Annotated in this window: 38 protein-coding genes and 2 pseudogenes; 24 read left to right on the top strand and 16 right to left on the bottom strand. The window is 59.9% G+C overall.

Going from position 1 to position 23,835, the window contains the following annotated elements; genetic code table 11:
* The 12 genes and pseudogenes from OH705_RS25720 to OH705_RS25665 form a co-directional block, all read right to left on the bottom strand.
* Positions 1–185, bottom strand: a pseudogene (locus tag OH705_RS25720) (hypothetical protein); the annotation flags it as partial.
* An 81-nt stretch (positions 186–266) separates the two neighbouring features.
* Positions 267–455: a hypothetical protein gene (locus OH705_RS25715; protein WP_267303279.1), complete on the bottom strand. Its 189-nt coding sequence runs from the start codon at positions 453–455 to the stop codon at positions 267–269.
* Positions 456–457: 2 nt separating this feature from the next.
* Positions 458–982 carry a single-stranded DNA-binding protein gene (locus tag OH705_RS25710; protein ID WP_267303278.1) on the bottom strand — a complete coding sequence of 175 codons (525 nt, stop codon included), beginning with the start codon at positions 980–982 and terminating at the stop codon, positions 458–460.
* On the bottom strand, positions 979–1,839 hold the full coding sequence (locus OH705_RS25705) for an ATP-binding protein (RefSeq protein WP_267303277.1): 861 nt from the start codon (positions 1,837–1,839) through the stop codon (positions 979–981). Before OH705_RS25705 ends, OH705_RS25710 begins: the two co-directional genes overlap by 4 nt.
* A gap of 10 nt (positions 1,840–1,849) precedes the next feature.
* Entirely contained in the window at positions 1,850–1,996 is a 147-nt protein-coding gene (locus OH705_RS25700) for a hypothetical protein (RefSeq protein WP_267303276.1), read from the bottom strand.
* A gap of 120 nt (positions 1,997–2,116) precedes the next feature.
* Complete coding sequence (locus OH705_RS25695) at positions 2,117–2,287, bottom strand: hypothetical protein (RefSeq protein WP_023628625.1); 171 nt, start codon at positions 2,285–2,287, stop codon at positions 2,117–2,119.
* On the bottom strand, positions 2,284–2,514 hold the full coding sequence (locus OH705_RS25690) for a hypothetical protein (RefSeq protein WP_023628624.1): 231 nt from the start codon (positions 2,512–2,514) through the stop codon (positions 2,284–2,286). The genes OH705_RS25695 and OH705_RS25690 overlap by 4 nt, the downstream gene beginning before the upstream one ends.
* On the bottom strand, positions 2,511–2,756 hold the full coding sequence (locus OH705_RS25685) for a hypothetical protein (RefSeq protein WP_023628623.1): 246 nt from the start codon (positions 2,754–2,756) through the stop codon (positions 2,511–2,513). Before OH705_RS25685 ends, OH705_RS25690 begins: the two co-directional genes overlap by 4 nt.
* 20 nt (positions 2,757–2,776) lie before the next feature.
* Complete coding sequence (locus OH705_RS25680; RefSeq protein ID WP_267303275.1) at positions 2,777–2,998, bottom strand: DUF551 domain-containing protein; 222 nt, start codon at positions 2,996–2,998, stop codon at positions 2,777–2,779.
* Positions 2,995–3,243, bottom strand: coding sequence for a hypothetical protein (locus OH705_RS25675; protein ID WP_267303274.1), 249 nt, complete (start codon positions 3,241–3,243; stop codon positions 2,995–2,997). The genes OH705_RS25680 and OH705_RS25675 overlap by 4 nt, the downstream gene beginning before the upstream one ends.
* Positions 3,244–3,534: 291 nt before the next feature.
* Entirely contained in the window at positions 3,535–3,744 is a 210-nt protein-coding gene (locus OH705_RS25670; RefSeq protein ID WP_267303273.1) for a hypothetical protein, read from the bottom strand.
* A gap of 63 nt (positions 3,745–3,807) precedes the next feature.
* Positions 3,808–3,987, bottom strand: coding sequence for a hypothetical protein (locus OH705_RS25665; protein WP_267303272.1), 180 nt, complete (start codon positions 3,985–3,987; stop codon positions 3,808–3,810).
* Between the two features lie 469 nt (positions 3,988–4,456).
* Here OH705_RS25665 and OH705_RS25660 point away from each other — a divergent pair, with 469 nt between their 5' ends.
* Entirely contained in the window at positions 4,457–4,780 is a 324-nt protein-coding gene (locus OH705_RS25660) for a DUF1654 domain-containing protein (RefSeq protein ID WP_267303271.1), read from the top strand.
* A 49-nt stretch (positions 4,781–4,829) separates the two neighbouring features.
* Here OH705_RS25660 and OH705_RS25655 read toward each other — a convergent pair whose 3' ends face one another.
* The 3 genes from OH705_RS25655 to OH705_RS25645 all read right to left on the bottom strand — a co-directional run bounded on the left by OH705_RS25655 (position 4,830) and on the right by OH705_RS25645 (position 7,574).
* Positions 4,830–5,339, bottom strand: a complete 510-nt coding sequence (locus OH705_RS25655; RefSeq protein ID WP_267303269.1) for a hypothetical protein — start codon at positions 5,337–5,339, stop codon at positions 4,830–4,832.
* Between the two features lie 2 nt (positions 5,340–5,341).
* Positions 5,342–6,535 carry an AAA family ATPase gene (locus tag OH705_RS25650; RefSeq protein WP_267303268.1) on the bottom strand — a complete coding sequence of 398 codons (1,194 nt, stop codon included), beginning with the start codon at positions 6,533–6,535 and terminating at the stop codon, positions 5,342–5,344.
* Positions 6,536–6,746: 211 nt separating this feature from the next.
* A complete protein-coding gene (locus OH705_RS25645) occupies positions 6,747–7,574 on the bottom strand; it encodes a S24 family peptidase (protein ID WP_267303267.1) in 828 nt (275 codons plus the stop codon).
* Between the two features lie 113 nt (positions 7,575–7,687).
* Here OH705_RS25645 and OH705_RS25640 point away from each other — a divergent pair, with 113 nt between their 5' ends.
* From OH705_RS25640 to OH705_RS25570, 15 genes and pseudogenes are all read left to right on the top strand, one after another.
* Complete coding sequence (locus OH705_RS25640) at positions 7,688–7,924, top strand: hypothetical protein (RefSeq protein ID WP_088851912.1); 237 nt, start codon at positions 7,688–7,690, stop codon at positions 7,922–7,924.
* 30 nt (positions 7,925–7,954) lie between these two features.
* Entirely contained in the window at positions 7,955–8,143 is a 189-nt protein-coding gene (locus tag OH705_RS25635; protein ID WP_023628611.1) for a hypothetical protein, read from the top strand.
* Between the two features lie 365 nt (positions 8,144–8,508).
* Positions 8,509–9,237: a Rha family transcriptional regulator gene (locus tag OH705_RS25630; RefSeq protein WP_323873501.1), complete on the top strand. Its 729-nt coding sequence runs from the start codon at positions 8,509–8,511 to the stop codon at positions 9,235–9,237.
* Positions 9,237–10,021 (top strand): annotated as a pseudogene (locus OH705_RS25625) (Pyocin large subunit-like protein). The gene OH705_RS25630 and the pseudogene OH705_RS25625 overlap by 1 nt, the downstream one beginning before the upstream one ends.
* The gene (locus tag OH705_RS25620) at positions 10,018–10,779 is read left to right on the top strand and encodes a replication protein P (RefSeq protein ID WP_267303265.1); all 762 of its coding nucleotides are present in this window, start codon (positions 10,018–10,020) and stop codon (positions 10,777–10,779) included. Before OH705_RS25625 ends, OH705_RS25620 begins: the two are co-directional and overlap by 4 nt.
* Before the next feature lie 169 nt (positions 10,780–10,948).
* Entirely contained in the window at positions 10,949–11,170 is a 222-nt protein-coding gene (locus tag OH705_RS25615) for a hypothetical protein (RefSeq protein ID WP_267303264.1), read from the top strand.
* Positions 11,163–11,561, top strand: a complete 399-nt coding sequence (locus tag OH705_RS25610; RefSeq protein ID WP_267303263.1) for a recombination protein NinB — start codon at positions 11,163–11,165, stop codon at positions 11,559–11,561. The genes OH705_RS25615 and OH705_RS25610 overlap by 8 nt, the downstream gene beginning before the upstream one ends.
* Complete coding sequence (locus tag OH705_RS25605; protein WP_267303262.1) at positions 11,561–11,863, top strand: nuclease domain-containing protein; 303 nt, start codon at positions 11,561–11,563, stop codon at positions 11,861–11,863. Before OH705_RS25610 ends, OH705_RS25605 begins: the two co-directional genes overlap by 1 nt.
* Positions 11,860–12,219, top strand: coding sequence for an endodeoxyribonuclease RusA (locus OH705_RS25600; RefSeq protein WP_267303261.1), 360 nt, complete (start codon positions 11,860–11,862; stop codon positions 12,217–12,219). The genes OH705_RS25605 and OH705_RS25600 overlap by 4 nt, the downstream gene beginning before the upstream one ends.
* Before the next feature lie 115 nt (positions 12,220–12,334).
* Positions 12,335–13,015: a hypothetical protein gene (locus OH705_RS25595; RefSeq protein ID WP_376780475.1), complete on the top strand. Its 681-nt coding sequence runs from the start codon at positions 12,335–12,337 to the stop codon at positions 13,013–13,015.
* Positions 13,016–13,318: 303 nt separating this feature from the next.
* Positions 13,319–13,828: an acyloxyacyl hydrolase gene (locus tag OH705_RS25590; RefSeq protein WP_267303259.1), complete on the top strand. Its 510-nt coding sequence runs from the start codon at positions 13,319–13,321 to the stop codon at positions 13,826–13,828.
* 338 nt (positions 13,829–14,166) lie between these two features.
* Entirely contained in the window at positions 14,167–14,499 is a 333-nt protein-coding gene (locus tag OH705_RS25585; RefSeq protein WP_267303258.1) for a 3-methyladenine DNA glycosylase, read from the top strand.
* Positions 14,500–14,690: 191 nt separating this feature from the next.
* Positions 14,691–15,020, top strand: a complete 330-nt coding sequence (locus tag OH705_RS25580) for a hypothetical protein (protein ID WP_023628600.1) — start codon at positions 14,691–14,693, stop codon at positions 15,018–15,020.
* On the top strand, positions 15,017–15,328 hold the full coding sequence (locus tag OH705_RS25575) for a hypothetical protein (RefSeq protein WP_023628599.1): 312 nt from the start codon (positions 15,017–15,019) through the stop codon (positions 15,326–15,328). The genes OH705_RS25580 and OH705_RS25575 overlap by 4 nt, the downstream gene beginning before the upstream one ends.
* Positions 15,329–15,631: 303 nt before the next feature.
* Positions 15,632–16,060 carry a proteasome subunit beta gene (locus OH705_RS25570; protein WP_267303257.1) on the top strand — a complete coding sequence of 143 codons (429 nt, stop codon included), beginning with the start codon at positions 15,632–15,634 and terminating at the stop codon, positions 16,058–16,060.
* A 25-nt stretch (positions 16,061–16,085) separates the two neighbouring features.
* Here the strand turns inward: OH705_RS25570 and OH705_RS25565 are convergent, their stop codons facing one another.
* On the bottom strand, positions 16,086–16,535 hold the full coding sequence (locus OH705_RS25565) for a hypothetical protein (RefSeq protein WP_023628597.1): 450 nt from the start codon (positions 16,533–16,535) through the stop codon (positions 16,086–16,088).
* An 85-nt stretch (positions 16,536–16,620) separates the two neighbouring features.
* Between OH705_RS25565 and OH705_RS25560 the strand changes: the two genes are divergently transcribed.
* From OH705_RS25560 to OH705_RS25525, 8 genes are all read left to right on the top strand, one after another.
* Entirely contained in the window at positions 16,621–17,217 is a 597-nt protein-coding gene (locus OH705_RS25560) for a putative metallopeptidase (RefSeq protein WP_267303256.1), read from the top strand.
* A 31-nt stretch (positions 17,218–17,248) separates the two neighbouring features.
* On the top strand, positions 17,249–17,725 hold the full coding sequence (locus tag OH705_RS25555) for a DUF2280 domain-containing protein (protein ID WP_096010282.1): 477 nt from the start codon (positions 17,249–17,251) through the stop codon (positions 17,723–17,725).
* Complete coding sequence (locus OH705_RS25550; protein WP_232888192.1) at positions 17,700–19,028, top strand: terminase large subunit; 1,329 nt, start codon at positions 17,700–17,702, stop codon at positions 19,026–19,028. The genes OH705_RS25555 and OH705_RS25550 overlap by 26 nt, the downstream gene beginning before the upstream one ends.
* Positions 19,028–20,479 carry a DUF4055 domain-containing protein gene (locus tag OH705_RS25545; protein WP_267303255.1) on the top strand — a complete coding sequence of 484 codons (1,452 nt, stop codon included), beginning with the start codon at positions 19,028–19,030 and terminating at the stop codon, positions 20,477–20,479. Before OH705_RS25550 ends, OH705_RS25545 begins: the two co-directional genes overlap by 1 nt.
* Positions 20,406–21,497: a minor capsid protein gene (locus OH705_RS25540; RefSeq protein ID WP_023628593.1), complete on the top strand. Its 1,092-nt coding sequence runs from the start codon at positions 20,406–20,408 to the stop codon at positions 21,495–21,497. The genes OH705_RS25545 and OH705_RS25540 overlap by 74 nt, the downstream gene beginning before the upstream one ends.
* A gap of 32 nt (positions 21,498–21,529) precedes the next feature.
* A complete protein-coding gene (locus OH705_RS25535; RefSeq protein ID WP_267303254.1) occupies positions 21,530–21,994 on the top strand; it encodes a DUF6998 domain-containing protein in 465 nt (154 codons plus the stop codon).
* A 79-nt stretch (positions 21,995–22,073) separates the two neighbouring features.
* Positions 22,074–22,847 (top strand): hypothetical protein, encoded by a 774-nt coding sequence (locus OH705_RS25530; protein ID WP_267303253.1) that lies wholly within the window; start codon positions 22,074–22,076, stop codon positions 22,845–22,847.
* Positions 22,848–22,850: 3 nt separating this feature from the next.
* Positions 22,851–23,828 carry a major capsid protein gene (locus OH705_RS25525; RefSeq protein WP_023628590.1) on the top strand — a complete coding sequence of 326 codons (978 nt, stop codon included), beginning with the start codon at positions 22,851–22,853 and terminating at the stop codon, positions 23,826–23,828.
* Positions 23,829–23,835: the final 7 nt, after the last annotated feature.

Here is a 23,835-nt window from a genome sequence, read left to right as displayed (position 1 = left end):
TCGACCAGACGCCAGGCCAGCCGGCGCAGGTGGTCGGCGCTGTCGTGAACCCGAAGGCTCAACGCGAAGGCCAGGGCAACCTCGTCAGCACGGTACCGGCCGCCGCTGCGGGTGTTGTAAAGCTTCTTGACCGGCCGACTCATCCAGGCCGGAAGGGTTACCACTCCAGAAGGTGCTTTTTGCATGTCTGTGCTCCAGTAGGCCGCTGGGCGGCAGGTGGAACTGTTCTTGCCGCCGGCGATGGCGGACCAGGTTGTTGAGCCGTCTCATGCCGCGCGCGCCGCGTCGATCTGCTCGGTGAGCTCGAACAGCTGCTGGGTCAGGTTCTCGATGGTGGAAGCGCCGCGCACTCGTTCGGCACGGCCCCATTGGCAGCTGCGGCTGAACAGCAGCTGCAGGTGCTGCTCCAGTTCCTTTCGGCGCTGGAGCAGATCAAGGATGGTTGCGAGCGGCATGGCTATGCACCTGCGAGGTGGTGGAGCGGGGCGAACGGGATGTCGTCGTCGAAGTTTTCCGGAGGCACGGCCTGCTGGTTCTGCTGCCCGTAGTTGTGATTCTGGTTGTAGTTGTGCTGCTGGCGAGGTTGCTGCCGCTGCTGCTGAGAGTGCCGCTGTTGCTGCTGGCCGCCGCCCTGGTTATCCGGCCGGCCACCGAGCAGCTGCATAGTGCCGTTGATGTCGACATGCACCTCGGTGCTGTACCGCTTGATGCCGTCCTTTTCCCATTCGCGGGTCTTGAGCTTGCCTTCGATGTAGCACTGCGACCCTTTGCGCAGATACTCGCCGGCGATCTCTGCGACCTTGCCAAAAAGCACGACACGGTGCCATTCGGTCTTCTCGACCTTCTGGCCGGTCTGCTTATCGGTCCAGGCCTCACTGGTGGCCAGGCTCAGATTGGTGACCGCATTGCCGTTTGGCAGGTAGCGGACCTCGGGGTCCTGGCCGCAGGTGCCAACCAGGATGACTTTGTTTACGCCCCTCATGCTGCTTTCTCCGCGAGTTCTGCTTTGCGTTTGTCCTTGGCAACATTCAACTGCTCCAAGTGATCGGGTGATTGCTCAAGGATCCGGTATGCAGCCGAGTACACGCTTTGCAGCTCCTGCATGGTCTCAGTAACCGGAATCTTCGAGAGGGCATCCTGCAGCGCTGTGGCCTGCAGCCAGTCCTGCGCCTTTCCATCGTTGAGCCAAGCCAGCAGCCGGCGCCCAGTGTCCTCGCTGATCACCTCGGGCTGGTCGAACAGCTTCGTTCGATCTTTGCTGGCGATGGCGGCGTGGCCGTCGTGGGTGATGTCGAGCACCACGGTGAACTCGTAGTCGGTGCCGTCGCGCTGCTCGGATTTCATGCCTAGCTTGATCACCTTCTTGCCTTCGCCCTGGACCGTCTCGGTCTTGCTGCGCATGGTGCAGATGATGTGCAGGGGACTGGTCAGGATCTTGTCGGTCAGCTTGCGATGGCGCGGCGTGGTTTCGTTCCAAGCTGCCCAGGTGTTGCCCTTGAATTTCTGGTGCGCGAGCTTCTCGTTCGACTCCAGGCATCCGCCGGAGCCGGTCCACTCATGCGAGTAACTGTCGATGATCAGCACGCTGTAGCCGGCCTGCTCGGCGGCGGTGATCGCTTCGGCGTAGCGCTCAGGCGAGTAGGGTGCATGTAGCTCGAGCACGTCGAAGTCGGCAATGTCGGCGTACAGCGATGCGCTGCCGTGCTCGGTGTCGATCACCGCGATCCGGCCGCCAAGGCCCTTGGCCATGAGAAGCGCGGAGAAGGTCTTTCCAGACCCCGATGGCCCAGCAAGTGCCAGCCGTAGCTTGGCCTGCTTGCGTTCGGCTTTCTTGAACATGGGTGTTACCTCAGTTCGGTTGGTTGTCCCACTGGCGCTGAATGCGCGCTGCTTCGTCTTCGTACTCTTTTCGCTCATCGCCCTGGTACTGCTCGGGCGAGAACGATCCGACCGTCATCCAGTCGAGCTGGGCGGCCAGGCGGGGTGTTGTGTTCATGGTTGCCTCAGGAGGTGATGAGGTCTGCGTAGGCGCTGGCAAGCATCCAGGCGGTGCACAGAGAAAGGGTGATCAGGCTGCCGCGCCAGAAGGCGAATCGGCGTGCTCGCTGGTAGGCGGTCATGGCCGCGACCTCACAGTGATCTGCCCAGCCTTAAGAGCCGCCACGATCTCCGGACGCAGCTTTTGCACCGGCAGTTCACGCGGCAGGCCAACGCCGATGATCGCCAGGCTGCGTTCGATCTGCTCCAGCTGTTCGTCAATCAGGGATTTGACCGGTGCGGTGCTCATGCCACCCTCCCGAGCGCTTCTAGCAGCTGCTGGCTGTTGCGCTCAATGATCCTGTTCAGGCGCTCCTTGTAGTTGCGCTGCTGATCCATGCCGATGGCGTCAGTTAGCCCGGCCAAGTCGATCGCCATTTCCAGCTCGCCGCGCAGGGTGTCGCTAAACGACGCACAGATCGCCGTGAACCGCGATTCGATGATGTCGACAACGTCCTGCCTGGTCTTTTTGTTCACTGCGGCCTCCTTGGGCCCATGTAGCCCCATCGGTTTCCGATCTGATCAACCGCCGCGGCGATCTTGCCGCGCATCTGGTTGCGGTGGTGTTCGTCTTGCCGGCGGATCATTTGCAGCCAGGCCTGGTTGTTGGCCTTGGCTTGTTTCGAGTCGATGTCCACCCAGCATGAATCGCCTGTGAACCGGCGATCCATTTCGCGGGCCTGGGCGCTGTCCGCATAAAGCTCGTGCTCCCTGGCCATGGTCGCCTCCAGGTGGTGGGTTACTCGGTGGGTGGGATGAGGTGTGGCTGCCAGTGCGTCACGCGGTGCTCGAAACGTGAGCCATCGCCATAACGCCAGTCGATGCCATTCCAGTAGAGGAAGCGGGCGCCGTTGAAGGCGCTTTGCGCTTTTCGCGCTGGTGTGTAGGCGATTACCCACGCCTTTCCGCCACCCTTGGGCAGCTCAGGCATTTGTTCAGAGCACTTGATCCAGCCGCTCATGGCTTCACCCGGGCGGCGAGCATGGCGTCGGCAAGTGCGTAGCTGTACTCGGCGACATCCGAATCGCCCATGTCGTCGAACTCTCGGGCGTTCGAGGTGATTGCTGCATGCATGGCCTTGGCCGCGAAGTAGTCGCGCAGGGTCATGCCGGACATCAGTCGTTTGGCTTCTGCAATGCTGGATGGCTCGAACGTCTGATGGTCATACGAGACCGGGAATGCCGGTCCGCCTGTGTCTTTGCTCATCGTGTGAACCTCTGTAGCCAACCGCATTGGCCAGGAGCCAGGCGCGGGTGACCAAACCCACCGTGAAAGGTGGCCTGGCGCCTGCCAATGCGGTCTGGGTGAGGGGAAGGGGATGCGGGATGCATCGGGGTGTGATCTGGTATTGAGCGCCCCGTTTCCGCGTTTCGGCGCATCCATCTAGGCGCTTGGGTTTCAGCGGCCACGTCTCACAGATCACACTCCGATGCAGCCTGGTGATGGGGAGCCAGGTAGATCGGGCAGTTAACGTCAGGCTGACGTGGCGCTGGTTGTTCAGTGCTGCAGCGAGCCGCAGCCATATGGCTTGAAGCAGCAAGCGCAAACTGCCACCCCCGTCTCCTGCTCGATCTCAATAGCTCGGGCGGCTCTGCGGGCTGCGTAGCCAGAAACGCCTGCGCGCTCTGCTTCTTCAGCCACTTTCAGCCATTGGGCGATTGCAGGATGAGGAGCAGGTCGACCTTCAAGATCAATTTCAATCTGCATCGTCTTGCCCTCCAGGGCGGTTGATTTCCCGTCTGGCCCTGTCGCCAAGGCCAGCCAGTGAAATCAGGCAGCGCGCACCTTGCTGGCTCGCGCTCTCAGCTCCTTGCCGGCGACATCGACAACCAGGTACAGGCCCATGCCGCGACCTTGCCCAAGGTTCTCGGTGCGCAGGTACTTGCCCGACTTCTCGGCGCCGCGCGGGTTGGTGAGGATTACGTCCTGGCCTTTCGTGAATCCGCTCATGGGAGCTCCTTTCTGTTGGGGTGATTTCCCTGATGCCCCTCGCTAGAAGGGCATCGGGTGGAATCGCACGTTTTCCGCCGTGCTCAGCGGGGCGCATTGCTTGCCAGGTCATTCGCTCGGTTCAGGCATTTCGCCTTCGTCAGCCGTACAGGGTTCTCCCTGTCGTGGGCAGCCTTTCGGGGCTGTCTGGCGCCGGTCGCCGGTAGAGGCAATGCGGTCTGTTGGTTGTTGCGCTGGCTGTTAAAGAGCGGCGGCCTGTGAGGGCCTGGTCAGTCCCTGGTTGGTGACTGCTTGGGGTGAAATTTAGCCTCAAGCTAAAATATCGTCAATAGCTCAGAGCTAAATTATTTCGCCGGGTGACAAACAGCCGGCTGAACCGTTTTGCCAGCGGCTACGTCTTTACGCTTCGTTTAGCACTGAGCTATGATTCCGATACACCTGTACGGATATACAGTATTGGAGGTAGGAAATGGCAGCAGTATTCGAAGACACCTCAATGGTCGCGCGCCCCGAGCTGACCGGCCTGGAGCGCCTGGGTTTGCGAGTATCGGCGATGATCAACTCGCCGCTGGCGCAGTTGGGGAGGAGGGTGCTGATCCACCGACTGGACACGGACAGCGATCAGGACTGGGAGGCGATCATGGAGCTGCTGGCTGAGACCGACGGGCTGGACATGACATTTTGCGATGATGGATCAGTGATCTTGCAGTGGGAGAAGCCGGAGGATGAGCGCGCGGCCAGGCGAGATGAAGGTGAGGAAGATGGCCAACCGGAGGAGGGGGCGCCTTTCTGACGCTCAGAAAGAAGCCCGCTGAGGCGGGCTTGGTTTAGGTAGACTGTAGCTACGACTTTCTTGAAATAAATATAATCAAGTCATTCAGACATGACGCAGTAAGGCGCCCTCGCTCTAATGTCTGTTCAGAAAAATGTTTAGAGTAAAAGGAGTCTTCAGTTGCGTCGCCATTTAACGTGCTCGAAAGAAGATCCTTACATGCCTTTGTTGTATGTCCAGGCTTTATAAAGCGCGCTGAAAGAAGAGTGGCTTCGATGGAGGGTGTGGATATAAATCTAGATACTTTGTTCGATCGAAGCCATTTATCAACGTCTGCGGAGACGGGAAGATCCCCATCAAAAACCGCACCAACCAGATTATAATCGCCTGTCCTTTTTGCGGATTTTATAGCGTCTACAATACCTTCGGGGCCTTTGCCTTTCGCATTCTTAATGGTGAGCGAAACAAAAGATTCGCGCCCGCAGTAAATCGATTTAAGATGCCTTAGGAAGGCCTCATCAGTATAGCCCTCAACAGCTATCAGGATAGTGTTATTGGTTCTTCTGATTGGTTTTTTCATGATTAGATATTCGGCACAGCCCCATAGGTGCCGGACATGTATTTGGCGTAGAAGTTGTCATCGCTTCTCACTCCGCTCATGTCGCAAAGTCTCCATGCTTCACTAATGCCATCTATTTTCTCAACTAGCAAGATCTGGCACTTCTGCAGGTCGTTGAGTATCTCAACTGAATGGGTGGTGAAAATTATTTGTGCATTATGGGGGTTTGTCTTGGGATTGAAGAATAGGTCTAAAATGCTATCAAGCATGTGGGGGTGGAGGTCAGACTCAAGCTCATCGTAGATAACCACGCCGCCTTCCATCAGCACAGGGAGCAGCCTACTTAGCAGCACGTAAGCTGACTGCGTACCGCTAGACTCGGCCAGTAAGGGCATTTCGAAAATATCATCACCGATAGTGTGAACACCGAAAGGCATGGTCATTTCGAATTCTTCGCCCTTCTCATCAACATGTTTAAGCTTGCTCAACTTAACATCTGATAGACCAAGGTCCCACCGTTTTAAGCGCGACACCATGAGTTCGCGATAATGCTCATGAGTTTCGTAGAATTCTGTGCCATCTATCAGAGCTTGGTACTCGTTTTTAATGGCTCTGCCGCTAGCATTTATGTTGGATTGAAAATGAGAGAAATACTTGGTGAGAAATAATGCGAATTCATTATCTTGCTGGGCTGCGAAAGAGATCAAAGATGAGTTCTTTTTGGTCTTGCTGGCTGTGCGCTTGTCAAAACCAAAACCTTTAAGGTTGTAGGTATATTCATCGGTTTCGAAATCTAGCACTCTAGAGAAGACATTGCTCCATTGCCTGCTGGTTTTTTCATGGAGCTCCTCCTCATGTATTTTTTTGGAGTCTAGCTTAAGAGTGTACCGGAAGAGTCTATCCTTTACTTCGAAATTAAGCTGAATGGATGTGGGTTCGTCCATTCTGAGGAAGTGTTGTCTTACATATGTGCCAGAGTCTGGCCTTAAATTAACTGACTTGCAAATAAACCAAGAAAGAAAAGCAAACGGTTTGATCGCATTGGTTTTGCCTGCGCCGTTCGCGCCGATGACTGCGAGGATTTTGCTTGTTCTGCCGCCCGCTACCCTGGAGGCGCAGCTCTTCTCATTCTCTGCTGCGCGGCCGTCCATGGCGAACGAGATCTCTACCTCATCCAAAAAGGAGTAGAAATTCGAGAAGGTTAGGGAATGCAGCATCTTGACGTTACTCAGAGGTTTTCAACGAAATTTCGTTGAATATGGATCCAGTGAGGAAGGTTGTCAACGTCGATTCGATGGGGCGAGGAATTTTCCCCGCCAAGATCACTTTTTCCGTCGGACGGTCTCCTCTATAGTCCGCGCGGATCGTGGAGAAGGGGCTTTGCAGAATCTCGATGGTGAAGGGAACGCAGGCCTAGACCTGCTAGAGCTAGACTAGGTACGCGTTCCATACCAGGAGAACCCGTGCCTGAATGTAGGTCTCCTCACGCCGAATCATTCGATCCTTGTGCTTACTGTTGTCTGAGATCATCTCGAAGTGATCCTCGTCAGCGATCTGCAGTCGTTTGATGTAGACGTGGTCGCCCCAGGAGAAAAGGTAGATCCCATCGCCGACGAACTCGCGAATGCTAACGTCGACGATCAGCGGGTCCCGGTGCTTGATCGTGGGCTCCATCGACTGACCCCAGCCGGTGACCAGCTTCAGATGGAAGTGCTCGGTGAACTCCACGCCGAGCTCGCGCAAGTGTCTCGGACTGACCCGCACATCCTGGAGCATTTCCGGATAGTCCTGGACGGCCTGGCCGCCACCCATCGCCGCGCGGATGTCGTAATGGGCGATCCACACCTCATCACCAACCAGACCCGGACGTGAGAAATCGGCGGTGATCACGTTTGTGGCTGCCGGCTCCTCGGCCGCTGCCAGCAATCGCTGGCGTGTCTCCTCCGGAATCCCCTTACCGCTCTTCGCCAGCATCTGCTTGACCAGGTCGGCGGCCGATTTCCCGCCGGCATCTGAGCCCGGGGCGGTCGCGCGGGACTCATCATCCGAAGGGATCGAGTCGAACCATCCGCGGGGAAGGCCTTCGATGCCCTCGATCCTCCGGGCAACATCGTCGCCCAGGTTCTTCGCGGTCTTGTCCGAAAGGATCTGGCTCAGGTGCGCAGGCGCCATCCCCCAGCGTTCTGCGCAGGAGCCCTTTCTCTGGCTGCCAATCAGCTTGACCAGGTTGTGCTTGCGAATCTCGTAGATATCCATGACGCGAAGAATGCCAGTGTTTAGCTGGCTGCTAAATGTGCGCAAAGCTAAATTGTCCTTGCTCTGAAATTAGCCATGAGCTAAATTTCGTTCTATGTGTAAGGAGAACCCTCATGAATGATCACCTCCGTGATTGGTTGGGCAGGGCCACGAATGAACGTCGGCAGCAGGTCGCAGCCGACGCGAAGACCACTGTTGGCCACCTCTGGCAGCTCGCAGGTGGTCACCGGAAGGCCTCTACGGAACTCGCCGAACGACTGCAGGACGCCTCGGACGGCGAGATCACCATCGCCGGCCTGCGCCCGGACCTCATCCCATTCGCCAGAAAAGCGCTGAAAGGCGCCGCGTAACCACCTTCAACAGCAAGGAGCAATCCCCGCATGTACGCCAACCCCAAGCACCTGCATGACCGCGAGATCAAGGTCCGGGTCGACGAGGACACCTTCAACCTGATCCAGGCGCTGGCGACGTTTCATCGCACGCAGCGCGCTGTGCTGTGCCGTGAGCTGCTGGAGGCGCAGCTGGCTGCCCTGTCTTCGGAGACTACCGCTGAACAAGAAGTGGCCTGAAGGCCCGGAGGAGGGCCCATGCCTACTGAACAGGTCGGCCTGGATCAGGGATTGATGGAGCAGCTCGAGCGAGAGGCGGAACGACGGGGTATGACCCCTGGTGCGCTGGCGGCCGAGCTGATCCGTCGAGAACTGGCCATCCGAACAAAACCCCGAAATCCACGGGGTTCAGTGACGCCGTTCCATCGACGGCCCTGACCAGGGCCTGATAAGCCCGAATTGCGGGCACAAAAAAGCCGGGATTGCGGCCCGGCTTCTTCAACTGCATATGACTGGAGTCGATTATGCACACCCACCAACACGATGTACAGGCCCTGCCCAGGCCCGCGCCACAAAATGCTGGCGGTGATTTCGTGGCGCGCACGATGTCTTCGAGAGAGCTTGCGAGCCTGACCGGCAAGAGACATGACAACGTTAGGCGCGACATCCTCGCGATGCTCAGTGACCTTGGGGCCGATGCCCTCAAGTTTGAGGACATTTACCTGGACGGCCGCAATCGCCGGCAAACCCAGTACCTCTTGGACCGCGAGCATACCGATTGCCTGCTTGCAGGCTACAGCGCGCCGCTGCGAATGAAGGTGATCCGTCGCTGGCGCGAATTGGAAGAGCGCGATCTGGCCAGGGCTGCTACCGGAACCACCGGCACGAAAGTCATCGGCGAGATCGCCATCATGGAGTGCTTCACTCGATTGCTGAAGCCAGCTCCATCCAGCCAGTTGGCGATGCTCGCCAAGATCGCCGAGAACAACGGGCTCGATCCGCAATTCCTACCAAGCTATGCCATCGATTCCCCACCAGATGCGACCGGCGGGAGCTCAATGCCAACCATGGCTGTGACAGCTCTGCTCAAGCGCCACGGAGTGAACACGTCGGCCCCTGCCTTCAACCGTGCCCTGGCCGGGCTTGGCTTCCTCCAGGCTCGAACCCGGCAGAACAGCAAGCGCGAACCTGTGTGCTTCTGGTCCGTGACTGATAAGGGCCTGCGCTACGGCAAGAACATCACCAGCCCTCAGTGCCCGAGAGAAACGCAGCCGCACTGGTACATCGATCGTTTCGAAGAACTCGTCGACCTGGTCGGCGTGGGAGCCAAGTAATGGCCGGAGACTGGATCAAAATGCGCGTAGATCTTCAGACGCATCCGAAAGTTTTCCGCATGGTGTCCGCATTGCGTGCGGACAGATTGCGGGTGATCGGCGGACTGCATGTCGCTTGGAGCATCTTTGACACCCATTCAGCTGATGGAGTGCTGCATGGGTACACCACCGATGCCATGGATGCCGTGATCGGCTGGCCGGGCTTCACCCAGGCCATGGTTGATGTCGAATGGGCAGATATCGATGAGGAGGGAAGCCTTGTCATGCCTCGCTTTGACGAGCACAACGGGGCCAGCGCGAAGCGTCGAGCAAACGATAGCGAGCGCAAGCGGGTTTCTCGAAAGGCTGATTCTGTCCGCAATTTGTCCGCAGACGATGCGGACAGAACGCGGACCAGAGAAGAGAAGAGAAGAGAAGAGAAGATAAAGAACAAGATCAAAAGACTTCGTCATCGGGCGATGACGGCGACCTGTTTGTTCGGTTCTGGAAGCTCTATCCGCGGAAGGTGGGCAAGGCCAATGCTGAGAAGGCTTGGTCGAAGCTGAAAGTTGACGCCGACCTGTTCGAACGTATGGCTGGCGCGCTGGCTGCCTGGGCGGCTTCGCCGGACTGGACCAAGGACGGCGGCCAATTCATCCCGCACCCGGCCACTTGGCTGAACGGCAAGCGCTGGGATGACGAGCTGCCGGCGCCAGGCAATGTCCATCCGTTCCCACCCCGGCGACAGGCCAATGGTCCCGACTTCAACGACACGACATGGGCCGATGACTTGGGGGCGCTATGAGCACGCCGAGCGCTCCTAACAGCGTCACGCAGATCATGGCTACGGCCCGCAATCTGCCCGCCGAGTTGCAGGCCCCGGCCAAGCAACTCGACCCGGGCACCACCGAAGTGGTCAACGCCCTGTTCAAGGAGCTGCAGGCCATCTTCCCAGCGTGGAAGCAGGCCTGGCCCGACGATGACGCGCTGAAGGCTGCCAAGCGCAGCTGGATCAAGTCCTTCGTCGCCGCGGGCATCAACACGCTCGAGCAGATCCGCTTCGGCATCCAGAAGTGCCGGGTTCTTGGTACCGACTTCGCCCCGAGCAGCGGCAAGTTCATCAAGCTGTGCCAGCCGACCCCGGAAGAGATGGGCATTCCGCCGCTTGCGAGGGCCCTGGCAGAGGCGCTGGAGAATTTCCACCCTAGCAGGGCAGGTTCCCGCACCTGGTCGCACGCAGCGGTGCGCCACGCGGCCCTGCAGTGCGAGACGCAGAACCTGGGGTCGATGGAGGTGGAGCGGGCGGAGAAGGTGTTCGCTCGGGCCTACGACATCACCATTCGCATGTTGGTGGCCGGGGAGCCACTGGGGGACATCGCCACCGGCATCGGCCACGACAGCCAGAAGGGCCTGGCCCAGCTCGCAGACGAGTACGCCGCCCAGCGCCAGGTGCGGCTGCTGGAGATCCAGCAGATCCCATCCAGCGCCTCCCAGTGCCGCGCCGCCCTGCTGGCCAAGTTGAACATCAAGCGCGCCGGGCAGCCGGCCGGGGAGGGGGTGTGAAGAGTGAAATCTTGAGCGGGAAAACTGATCGGCCTCTCACCCGCGATGACACTTTTCCGCAAGGTTTACGCGGGCTTGAGGCCGGTGCGCGAGATTCTATAAATCCGAAAAGTGTTGATCAAGAGGGATGGATGGCTGAGTTAACCATTCGCTTGCAAGGAGGCCGCGCATGACCATCGACAAGCAAAAGCTCCAGCCCCTTCTGTGGTCGGTAGTCGCCTCCTGGCGCGCCGGCAGCGATGCCCTGGAACGCCACACCGATGCCCTGGACAAGTTCCTCGGCGATTTGACGGTGGAGGAGGTGGCGCTGGGCCTACTGGATGAGATCAGCCAACTGATCGCCAGGGTGCGCGCCGCGGAGAAGCAGCTGCAGGAGGTGGCGAATGTCTGAGTTCGCCATTCGCAGCATCCAGGACCTCAACCGCCTCTACGGCGCCCTGCACGCCATCGACCTGACCAAGCCCAAGGTCGTGGTTATCAAGGACGAGAAGCGCCCCGACGTCTGCAACCGCAAGATGTGGGCAATGCTCCGCGACGTCTCCCAGCAGGTGGAGTGGTACGGCCGCAAGCTCACCGGCGAGGACTGGAAGCACATCTTCAGCGCGGCGGTGCAGAAGCAGCATGCGGTGCCGGGCATTGACGGCGGCTTTGTCGTCCTGGGCGTCTCGACCCGCAAGCAGTCGCAGAAGTGGTTCAGCGACCTGTTCGAGGTGATGCATGCCTTCGGCGCCGAGCACGGCGTGCGCTGGACTGAGCCGGATAGGTGGGGAGGGCAGTACTGATGCGCGTCGTATCCAAGAAGGTGCGCGATAGCGCCCGCGGCCAGGACTGCACCGTGCGCATTCCAGGAGCCTGCAACTTCAACCCCGAAACGACCGTGCTGGCCCACCTGCCTTGCGGGCAGAAGGGTATGGGCATGAAGGGATTCGACACCGTGGCGGTTTACGCCTGCAGCGCCTGCCATGACGTGCTCGACGGCCGAGGGAAAGGCGAGGTGGACTGGTCCGATATGCCCCGGGCAATCGCTGAGACTCATGAGGCCCTGATCCGGGCTGGGATTCTGACCGTGAAGGGGGCCGCATGACCGAACTCATACTGCCCTGGCCGCCGGCCGCATGCAGCCCGAACGCCAGGGTGCACTGGACCAGGAAGAGCAAGGCGGCGAAGACCTATCGCTACGCCTGCTTTCTCCTGGCCAGGCAAGCGGGTATCCAGGCACCAGAGGGCGACGCACTGCTCATGCTCGAGTTCGTGCCGCCAGATCGCCGTCGGCGCGACGACGACAACCTGCTGGCGATGTTCAAGGCGGGTCGTGACGGCCTGGCGGATGCCTTGGGCATCGACGACAACGTGTTCGCCACCCAGATCAGGGTGAGCAAGGAAACGATCAAGGGCGGCGCCGTGCGCATCCGCATCAAGCCAATGGAGGCAGCAGCATGACCTGGACCATCGAACAAATCGTCGGCCTGCTCCTGCTGGCCATGTTCATCAGTTCCACCTGGTGCGTAGTGCGCGGCCAGTTCATCGCGAACCGCCGGAAGAAGGAGCAAGGATGATGATTTATCAAAACGTGGTATCGGCGGTGGTGCGGGCTCTGGCGGCAGAGACGATCAACAGCGCTGGCGGGTGCAGCGTCGAGCCCAGAGTGCAGGCAGGCAAGCTGAAGGGAGAGATCTCCGGGAAGGATGCAGCTTTGCTTGCTGACTCGATCGTCCACCGCCTGCTCCATGCCCAGCTTTCCCCGCGGCACTGGAATGCTCTGGTGGCGAAGTACAGCACGCATAAGGGGCGCAAGGTCGATTCAATTGGCCGCCTGGTTGCAATCGTGACAACCCCAGCGCCGAAGCGCTTCACGCAGCAAGCAGTGCTTGTCTGGGCGGTTCCGCAGCAAACGAAGGGGATTCAGCGCAAGGTGCCCCAGTTCAAGGCGCCTGAACCGCGCGAGAACGAACGGGAGGGGCAGTGGGACTGGCGCAACAAGGCTGCTGCTGCCGCTGCTGAGCGCGCCAACAAGCACGCCCGTGCCGTGGCCGAGGTTAAGCCGGGGGAAATGATCGTCTTGGCTGAGTCGAACTACGACATGACCAACTGGGACTCCCAAGGCCTTACCGAGCGCACTTACCAGCGCTGGAACCGGGCCATCAAGGGCGCTCTGGAGGCGATGGTGAACGAGGCGCTGGTCGAGGCCCAGCACATGCTCGAAGCGATTGGAGTGCTATTCGACGAGGCCGCGTGAAAAGGCCCTCAAAAGGGCTTGCAATGTCATGTCGCCATGTCGTAAATTTGATCCATCCTGTCATTCCTGCGCGTGTTGAGGAGTGACGCACAAAGCCCGGCCATCGTGTCGGGCTTTTTGTTACCAGTAGCGAAGCGCTTGGACTCGTCTAGCACGGGTCTTTCACGCATCTAAAGCGCAGATCGTCATTTCGGCCAAGCTTCGCGCCATAGACGCCAAAAAAAATGTTTCAAGGTGTTGAACGTTTTGATGTCACTTTGCTTCTGATAGTTTGCTTACAAACAACCATGGAAGACCGTGATTATGAAAACATTCATCGCTGCGGCGGTGTTCAGCCTCTTTGCCGTGTCAGCTGGCGCTGCCGAGCTCTCCGGTGCCATCGGCGCAACGAGCCAAGGTGGTATCACCGCCCGCGTCGGCCTTGGCTTCAACTGGGATAAGTCCTGGTTCGAGTCGAGCACCGGGCGCCTCACTGGCTACTGGGATGCGGGTTACACCTACTGGGAGGCAGGCGATGCTTCTGGTGGTGCGCATTCGCTGTCCTTCTCCCCGGTCTTCGTTTACGAATTCGGCAGCGGCAACGTAAAGCCATTCGTTGAAGCGGGCATCGGCGTGGCGGTGTTCTCCGGCACATCCGCAGGCGATCAGGAATTCGGTTCGGCGTTCAACTTCGAAGACCGGATCGGTGCCGGCCTGAAGATCGGCGAGACTCAGAAGGTCGGCATTCGTGCCATTCACTACTCCAACGCTGGCATCAAGCAGCCCAACGACGGTATCGAGTCGTACTCACTCTTCTACAGCCATCAGATCTGAATCAGCAATTTCCCGAAATGCCCGCCTTGTGCGCGTATTTTGCTCCCGGGCCCTGGCATCCGCTGGGGCTTTTTCGTTTCTGGACTGTCGATGACGAGACCGGGCCGGTCGGGTGAGGCCTTCTGACCGTGGATGCGGGTGGCTAGAGCGGTTACTGGTTGCATATCCAGTATTTTGCTGAGATAGTCATTCCACTCCTCGTGTACAAGGCAGTGAGAGCCAGCTGGTATTGCTGACCTGGTGGAACGAGTGAAGGCCCTGAGCTTCGAGCAATCGCCTTTGAGCGACATGAAAGCGGAATTCTCCGCGATTAATCATTCAACTCAATAGGTGACAAAATGACTGTACGAGTCCTCGGCAAGCACTTCAAAAATCTGTCTTTCAACGGTATGGCCGCCAAAGTTGGCACGCTGTTTACGCCAGAAGAAAATGTTAACGGCATTGTGCTATACGATCTGCGTACCTGGGCCAATAACATCGTAAGCGTTGGCGTGACAGCCCCGACGACTACCTCGTCCAGGGATCTGCCTATCATTTCTCAGGGTGAGGCGGACTTTCAGCCCATCATCATTCCTGCCGGGCTTGGGGTTTATATGCAGCTCACCCAGACCTACAACATTCCGGCTCTCATTCGCTGGGACTTTCTGAACCCTGATGGCACTGTTGCGTAAGCTCTGCTGAATGCTTTGGGCCCCCATAGCGTGGGGGCTCTTGGCAGAAAAGTGCGACTCTAGCTCAAGTAAAACTTCCAGGTCTTGCCATCGCGCTGGGCCTTTTCTTTTCGGTCCCGCCGCACTCTTCGCTCTGAGCAGGGAGTGCTGCCTAGGCTACCCATTCTAATCATGCCCCCGGAGTCGAGCGCATGGAGAATTTTCATCGCCTGCTCGACAGGCTTGATCTGCTAATTGCGGGCCTATTCGGGGTTATCGTCGCCAGTTGGTGGCACAAAGACGACCTGACCGACTGGCGCGCATGGATGATCTTCCTGATCACCGGTGTGGCATGCGCGCTATACCTGACGGGGATGGTCAGTTCATACCTGGGCGTCACCGAGCCGAATACCGTCGCTGGTGTTGGCTTCCTGCTCGGCACCTTCGGTGGCTCCCTACTTGCCGCCATCAACCGAGCAATCAAAGCCGCTGACCTTTGGGCGCTCATCCGCCAGAGGTTCGGGGGAGGCAACCAGCCATGAGCCTTGAAACCATCAACACCATCGCCTGCGGCCTGATCGCCTTCTGGGCAATCTGGTGCGTGCTGAGCGGAAGGGTGCGCGACGGGGTGATCGGCAAGCTGATCTATTCAGCGATCGCCATCAGCGGATTCGTCGTCACCGCCCGCAACCAGAGCCTATTCTTCGGCCAGACCACTGCGGTGCTCACCTTGCACACGACCCTGGCCATGGCTGGCGTCCGGCACATCTTCATGGTCACCTGGTGGCCACGGGTCAAGCGCTGGATCTGTCGGCACTTGGACTGCGAGCGCTGCAAGCCGGCGGAGTAATCCGCGCCACAAAACAGAGATGCGCCGTTTCGTGGCGCGAGGAGTTCAAATGCCTGCGCCAGCGAGTTTCCATAGCCACGCTGACGGTAGAGGATCCCGCGACGTTTTCGTCAATGGGATCAAGATCGACAACGTGATCTGGTGTGATACCGATGCTGGCGTCTGCGTGTATGCGCCAAGGCCGATCAAGGCAAAGCGCCCAGGGCGAGACACGGTGTACACCAGGCGCCTGCGCGGCACCATCAAGGTCTTCGCCACTGGTGGCTATTTCAACAATGCACCAAGTCGGCACAGGATGGGTGAATGACCGCCATCGCATACAAGGACGGCGTGATCGCCTGCGACTCCCGTCAGACCCGCGGCGGCGCCATCGTGTCGGATGACGTGGTGAAGTACCAGGTCGTGGATGGCGTCAGGTTCTTCCTGTCCGGCGCCGTGTGCGACGAGAAGGCCCTGATTGCGGCCTACTTCGGCACTCCGTCGCCGGTGCCTGTCGAGTGCTCCGGCTATGTCGTTGATGGCGGCAGGCTCATCATGGTCGGTCACGACGACAAGACCGGAGTCTGGAAGCAGGACCTCGACCCGGCCAACCCTGACGCTATCGGCAGCGGATCAGCATACGCCCTGGCCGCAATGGATATGGGCGCAAGTGCCGAAGAAGCGGTGCGCGCCGCCATGAAGCGCGACATCTACACCGGCGGCCAGATCGTGACGTTTTGTGTCGCTGGGTAGGTGTGTCGCGGTGCAATCTTCTTGTTCAGTTCATGCCGTCAAAGATGATCTTGGCACTCACCAGTTTCTGATCGTTTAGGGTCAGCGTACAGACGGATTCAGGAATGATCTTGCCTGGCTCGGTTTTCAATGGAGCGCATTTCAGCAGCCCGGTCCGATCACCGAAAGGCAGTTTGAAACCTTGAAAGGTTTTGCTGATTTCAAGCTTGAACGGTTGGCCGTATCCAACTCCAGCAAAGACCCCAGGCTCGCCATCACTTAAGAAACCAGTGGCTGGAGTAGCGCAGATTGTTCCCTCTGTACGCTTGCCATCGATCAGATTTGCGTCTGTGTAGCAGTTAATGAACCCCTTTTGCGTCGCTATGGCACCGGTACCTTTATCGGTCCAGGTTGCCGGAGGCCGCATGGCGCAGCCCGCGAGAAGTGATACGCCAATAGCGGAAATGGCGAGGGGAATGGCTTTAGCGAAGAGCATGAGGGAGCGTCCTTTCTGATAGGGGCGCTACAAATACCGGCAACACGCCATCATTTCAAGATTTAGGTGCCCAATGAGCAGACCAATGCCGCCAGGTGATCTGCTCAAATCGCTTTGGCTGAGTCTGAGCCCGGCCGCCGATGTTTGGGATTGGGTGCAGAGCGAAATCCTCGCCGACACCGGCAGCATCCACAATCCAGATCACGCCCACCTGATCGATGCCAACATCGGCGTGCTGTGGGCGTCCAGCGGGTTCGCCAAGCAGGGGCGGGTCGTCCTTGGCCAGGCTGAGCAGCTTATGTTCCGCGCTGGCGGATGGCAGAAGGCCCGACAAGAGCAGCAGATGCGCGAGTGGTTCGGCGAGGAGCCGGACTACCTCATCACCCTGGCTGCCGACTACTGCGCCCAGTGCACTGACGCCGAGTTCTGCGCCTTGGTCGAGCACGAGCTCTACCACATCGCCCAGGCGACCGATGAGTACGGCGCGCCCAAGTTCACCCAGGACGGGCTGCCGAAGCTCTATCTACGGTCACACGACGTCGAAGAGTTCGTCGGCGTGGTGAGGCGCTACGGTGCCAGCGAAGAAGTCCAGCAGCTAATAGACGCTGCAAGCCGGCCGCCTGAGGTGGCCAAGATCAACATTTCAAGGGCCTGCGGAACCTGTCTACTGAAGTCGGCCTGATTTTTGGACAGGTTTGGACGGATGATCGCCTATGGCAGCCCTATCAAGTGAGGTGAAGGTCTTCGTAATTCAGGCCTTGGCCTGCTTCGATACGCCCTCCCAGGTGGCCGAGTCGGTCCAAAAGGAATTCGGCTTGACCATCACCCGACAGCAAATCGAGTCGCACGACCCCACGAAGGTTTCTGGGAAGGGGTTAGCCGCCAAGTGGAAGCAGCTGTTCGAAGACACTCGCAAGCGCTTCCGCGAAGACATCACTGAAATTCCCATCGCCAACAAGGCCTACCGTCTGCGCGGCCTCAATCGGATGGCTGACAAAGCCGAAGGAATGCGGAACCTGGCACTGACGGCGCAACTGTACGAGCAGGCGGCCAAGGAGTGCGGCGACATGTACGTCAACCGCAAGATCGAACCCGACAAGCCCCTGGGCTCCCAGGCGGACCAGCAGCACGCCGTTGCTGAGTACAAGCTGGAGCCAGACGAAGGTGTCCCGACTACCCCGTACCTATGACCCGCCGGTAAAGCTGACTCCGAAGCAGGCGAACATCTACTGCTGGGGTTTCCAGCCCCAGGCCCGCTTCCGTGACGCGGTGTGCGGGAGGCGGTTTGGCAAGACCTTCCTCGGCAAGGCTGAGATGCGCCGCGCGGCCCGACTGGCTGCGGAATGGGGAGTGAGCGTCGAGGACGAGATCTGGTATGGCGCGCCGACGTTTAAGCAGGCCAAGCGGGTCTTCTGGCGGCGCCTGAAGCAGGCCATCCCTGAGGCCTGGCGCGCTGCCCGACCGAACGAGACCGAGTGCTCGATCACCCTCAAGTCCGGCCACATCATGCGCGTGGTCGGCCTGGACAATTACGACAATCTGCGGGGCTCGGGCCTGTTCTTCGTCTTGGTGGACGAATGGGCGGACTGTCCGTGGGCAGCTTGGGAAGAAGTGCTCAGGCCGATGCTCTCGACCTGCCAGTACACGATTCCCCAGACCGGAGAGTCGCGCAAAGGCGGGCATGCGCTGCGAATCGGCACTCCGAAGGGGTTCAACCACTGCTACGACACCTACCGCGACGGGCAGCCGGGCGGGGAGCCGGACCATAAGAGCTGGCAATACACCTCACTGCAGGGTGGTAACGTCCCAGCCGATGAGCTGGACGCCGCTCGACGCAAGATGGACCCGCGCACGTTCCGCCAGGAATATGAGGCCGGGTTCGAGAACTATGCCGGGGTCGTCTACTACACGTTCGACCGGGTTGAGTGCCGCACCAGCGAGCGCATCAAGCCAGGCGAGGCTATCCACATCGGTATGGACTTCAACGTCATGAAGATGGCCGCGGTTGTGTACGTGGTTCGTGAAGGGTTGCCGCTGGCGCTGGACGAGTTCCACTCAGTGCGCGACACGCCCGAGATGATCGAGAAGATCAAGGTCCGCTTTTCCGGGCACAGCGTTTCCGTGTACCCGGACGCCAGCGGCCAGAACACCAGCAGCAAGAACGCCAGCGAGTCGGACCTGTCGCTGCTTAAGAAGGCCGGCTTCACCGTCGTGGTCGACTCACAGAACCCCGGCGTGAAGGACCGTATCAATGCGGTCAACGCCATGTTTCTCAACACCTACGGGGAGCGGCGCATGAAGGTCAACATCGACCAGTGCCCGCAACTGACTCAGTGTCTGGAACGGCAGACCTACACCGACAAAGGTGAGCCGGACAAGGACCCCAAGAAGGGGCACGACCACATGAACGACGCTGCCGGCTACTTCATCGCCAAGCGGTTCCCGATCAAGACTCAGTCCGCCGGCACCCGCCGCATCGGAGGTTTGGCGTAATGCCTGTTCAATCCACCAACCCAGACTACGACGCTCACATCGAAGAGTGGCGGATGATGGACGACGCCCTGGAGGGCGAAGGCGCCATCAAGCGCAGCCCGCGCAATCTGCCCAAGCCTAGCGGCATGATCGAGGCCGAGAAGCTGGACGGCGCCGGCAATGCCTACCTTTACCGGAACTACACCGACCGGGCCCAGTACGAGCACTGGGTGCGAGATTCGCTGCGCTCGATGATGGGCCTAGTCTCCCGGCTGATTCCCGAGGTGAAGTTGCCCTCGGGCCTGAAGGGGCTGGAGGACAACGCCACGGCGGATGGCTTCGGCCTGACCCAGCTGTTCCTGCGGATCGTGCGCCAGACCATCTCCCATGGGCGAGTGCCGCTGGTGGTCAATATCGATGACCAGGGCCAGCCGTACTTCGCCACCTACGCGGTGCGCAACGCCATCAACTGGGACACCGCCGATCAAGGTGGGCGCCAGGACCTGGTGCTGTCGGTGTTCCGTGAGTTCCGGCGCAAGGAGCAGGATCGCTACAGCCACGAGTGCGAGACGGTGTACCGCGAGTTCTACATGGATGGCGTGGTCTGCCGCACAGGCGTGCGCAACGAGGCTGGCGAGCTGATCGAGGAGGATCGCCCCCTGGGCACAGTAGACGGCAACAACAACCTGGTGCGCGGCCTGGGCTACATCCCCGTCATCTACTGCGGCTCCACCGACAACTCGCCCGACGTGGACGAGATCCCGTTGCTGACCATGGCCAGGGCCGCGCTGAAGTCCTACCAGCTGAGCGCCGACTACTTCACTGCCCTGCATCAGACCAGCCACCCGCAGCCGTGGGTATCCGGCTTGGACGAGAGCGTGGAGCTCAGCGTGACCGGGCCCTCTGCGGCATGGGATCTCGGCCCGAAAGGCCAGTGTGGCTACTTGGAGTTCCAGGGCGCCGGCATCGAAGCTGTCCGCAAAGCGATGGAAGACCAGAAGAACGCCGCTCTCGAAGCGGGCGCCAAGGTCATGGACATCTCAGGCACCGAATCGGGCGAGGCTCGCAAGACCAGGCAGAACGACCAGCACGCCACCCTGCACAGCATCGTCATCACCGCCGCAGAGGCGATCGAACAGGCCCTTCGGTACGCCGCAGAGTGGACCGGTTTCAACCCGGACGAGGTGGTCTTCACGGTCAAGCCTGAGTTCGTGACCCCTGAGGTCAACGCCCAGGTGCTGGCTGAACTGCAAAAGAGCGTCATGGCCGGCACCATCAGCGCCGAGACCTACTGGCAATACCTCACTACTGGGAAGCTTCCCGAGCACCCCTACGACGAAGAGGCCGAACTGATCGGCGACGACCACGGCGCAGGCGGCGTTAACTTGGACAAAGACGATGGCGACGAAACCGGAGCAAACGGCGGACGAGAAGCTGCTGGAGCAGGTCAGCCGACACTCGGTACTGCTTGAGCGGCTCAAGGCTGGCGAGGTCAAGAAGTTCGAGACCTACCTGCGCCGGGCTGACAGCCATGTTCGTGACCAGCTCACCCGCAAGGAGCTGACCACCTACGGCCGGAGCCGGCTGGAAGAGTTCCTGGGGCGGGTGGGCGGCAAGCTGCTGGAGATCTACAGGGCCTTCAGCGATCGGATGCAGTCCGACCTGGTGGACATCGCGCAGTACGAAGCAGCGTTCGAGGGCCGAAGCTTGGCCAAGGCGCTGCTTATCGATGCGGTCATGCCGGCGGACTCGCTTCTCAGGGCGGCGATAAACACGCAGCCGCTGCAGGTGGCCGGCGTCGATGGCGGCAAGCTGCTCAAGCCGTTCCTGAACGGATGGACCCGAACCGAAGCTGACAGGGTCACCAACGCCATCCGGATGGGTGTCGTCCAGGGCCAGACCAACGCCGAGATCACCCAGGCCGTGCGCGGCACCGCCGCGCAGAACTTCACGGACGGTGTGCTGGCCGTCACGAACCGGAGTGCTCGGGCAGTCGTTCAGACCGCAGTCCAGCATGTGGCCGCCACGGCGCGCATGGAAACGCTCAGGGCGAATACCGAGGTGGTGCCTGGATATCGGATCGTCGCCACGCTGGACCGGAAGACCAGCGTGCAGTGCCGCAGCCTCGATGGCAGAGAGTACGAGATGGGCAAGGGGCCTGTGCCCCCGTTCCACATTCACTGCCGGACGACCATCACGCCGATCACCAGGTTATCAGCGCTGTTCGGGCAGGCTGCCACGAGGGCAGCCGTGGGTGCTGATGGTGGCGGGCAGGTATCGGCAAGCCTCAGCTACTACCAGTGGCTCAAAACGCAGCCAGCGGCCTTCCAGGATGCCGCGCTTGGGCCGGTGCGCGGCAAGCTCTTCCGCGATGGCGGCCTGACGGCCGAGCGTTTTGCCGCGCTGCAACTGGACAAGAACTTCAAACCTCTGACGCTGGAGCAGCTCAAAGAACTGGAGCCGCTAGCGTTCGAGCGGGCGGGGATCTGAGGTAGCATCTTGGTTCTTCTCAAGGAGCTAACATGGATCAAGCCATCCAATTGAAGATCGAAGAGGCCCTCAAGGGGCTGTTCACCGCCGTCTCTATGCTTCAAGAGGCCTATCCGGGCAAGCCCTTCACTCCTGATGGGCGCTTGGTTGGAGACATCGGTGAGGTTGTAGCAAGTCTGGCCTACCGTTTGAGTCTGAATGAAGGCCTGACCAAGCATCACGATGCAGTCACTGAGGATGGCCGCAATGTCCAGATTAAAACGACGTTCGGGACCAGCCTCACATTTCCGGTCCATCATGTCCCCGACTACTACCTCGGTATTCGCATGAATCGCGATGGCACATTCGAGGAGATCTACAACGGACCTGGACATTTGATCAAAGCTCAGTTGGTTCGTCGGAAAGCAACCAAAACAGGGCTGCATGGAGGTCTTATGTCCATGCTCAAACGGATGAACGTGCTAGTGCCCGACTCCGAGCGAATACCCAAGCGATAACCCTCATTCTGAACCCGGCCAGGCGCCGGGTTTTTTTATGCCCGCCAGGCGGGCCAATCAATCCCCAGGGGATAGCCATATGCCTTTTGACTTCGATCCGGCCGCTCACGGCCTGACCCTCGACGAAACCCAAACCGCCGCGCTGAAGGCAGCCCTTGGCGGCGAGGTGCAGAAATTCCTGGACGGCGAGGTCTCTGGCCTCAAGACCAAGAACCAGGAGCTGATCGGCTCCAACAAGACCATCAAGACCGAGCTGGACAGACTGAAGGGTCAATTCGAAGGCCTGGATATCGAAGCCGTCAAGGGCCTGCTGGCAAAGGTTGGCCAGGACGAAGAGACCAAGCTGATCGCCGAGGGCAAGCTGGACGAGGTCATCAGCCGACGTACCGAGCGCCTGCGCACCGACCTGGATAAGCAGGTCAAGGCCGCCAACGAGCGCGCGGAGAAGGCCGAGGCCTTCGCTGCCAAGTACAGCGACAAGGTGCTGGCTGACTCCATCCGTGCTGCCGCCATCAAGGCCGGTGCGCTGCCCGAGGCCGCTGAGGACATCATTCTTCGCGCCCGCGGCACCTTCAAACTGAGCGAAGACGGCGAGCCTGTCGCCACTGACCGTGCCGGCGAAGTCGTGTACGGGAAGGACGGCAAGACCCCGCTGTCTCCTCTCGAATGGGCGGAATCGCTGCGCGAAACCGCTACTCACCTGTGGCCAAGGGCTCAGGGTGCCGGGCAGACCGGCGACAACGGTGGCAAGGCCACGAAGAAATGGGGCGAGTACACCGAGACCGAGCGTGCAGCGATGGCTCGTGACAACCCCGAAGCGTTCAAGAAACTCCAAGCCACCCGAGGAACCTAACCCATGGCATCTACCCAACTGTCGGACATCTTTGTCGCCGACTACTACGGCACTCTGGAGCCGGTGAACTCTCCAGAAAAGACCGCCGTCTACGAGTCGGGCATCATCACCCGCTCAGCCACCCTGGACAACATCGCCAAGAACGGCCAGGGCACCTCTGAGATCAGCTACTGGCAGGATCTCGACGCCGACGAGGCGCCGAACATTTCCAACGATGACCCTGACGATCTTGGCGCCGTCGGCAAGGCCGAGCAGGGCAGCATGCGCGCCCGGACCCTGTACCTCAACAAAGGCTACGGAGTCTCCGACCTGACTGCTGAGCTGGCCAACTCCGAGCCGATGCAGCACATCCGCAACCGCTTCGGCACCTACTGGACCCGCCAGTGGCAGCGTTACCTGATGGGCGCGGGTCGAGGCATCATCGCTGCCAACATCGCCCAGAACGGTGGCGACATGGTCAAGGATGCGGGCGCCTCGATCAGTGCTAACGCCTTCCAAGATGCCGCCTTCACCGCCGGCGACGCCGCCGACATGTTCGGCGCCATCGGCGTGCACTCGGTCGTCATGAACCAGATGGTCAAGCAGGACATGATCGAGTACCTGCGCGACTCGCAGGGCAAGATCATCCTGGCCACCTACTTGGGCAAGCCGGTGTTCATGGATGACGCACTGACCTACGCCCCGGGCCAGTACCTCTCGCTGTTCTTCGGCCAAGGCGCCTTCGGCTACGGCGAGGGCGACCCGCACATGCCGGTCGAGATGCAGCGCAAAGCCGATGGCGGCAACGGTGGCGGTGCCGAAGTACTGTGGGAGCGCAAGACCTACATCCTCCAGCCGGCCGGCTTCAGCTGGCAGGGCAGCGAGAACCGCAACCTCAGCCCGACCGCCGCCCAGTACGCCGCAGCAGCGAACTGGAAGCGCGTCTTCGACCGTAAGCAGGTTCCGTTCGCTGCGGTCATCAGCGGCACCGCCACCCCTTGACCCCATG

Origin of the sequence: Pseudomonas sp. BJa3, from assembly GCF_026343815.1 — a bacterium.
GTDB classification, from domain to species: Bacteria; Pseudomonadota; Gammaproteobacteria; order Pseudomonadales; family Pseudomonadaceae; genus Aquipseudomonas; species Aquipseudomonas soli.
This window is presented reverse-complemented; position numbering and strand designations above follow the sequence as displayed.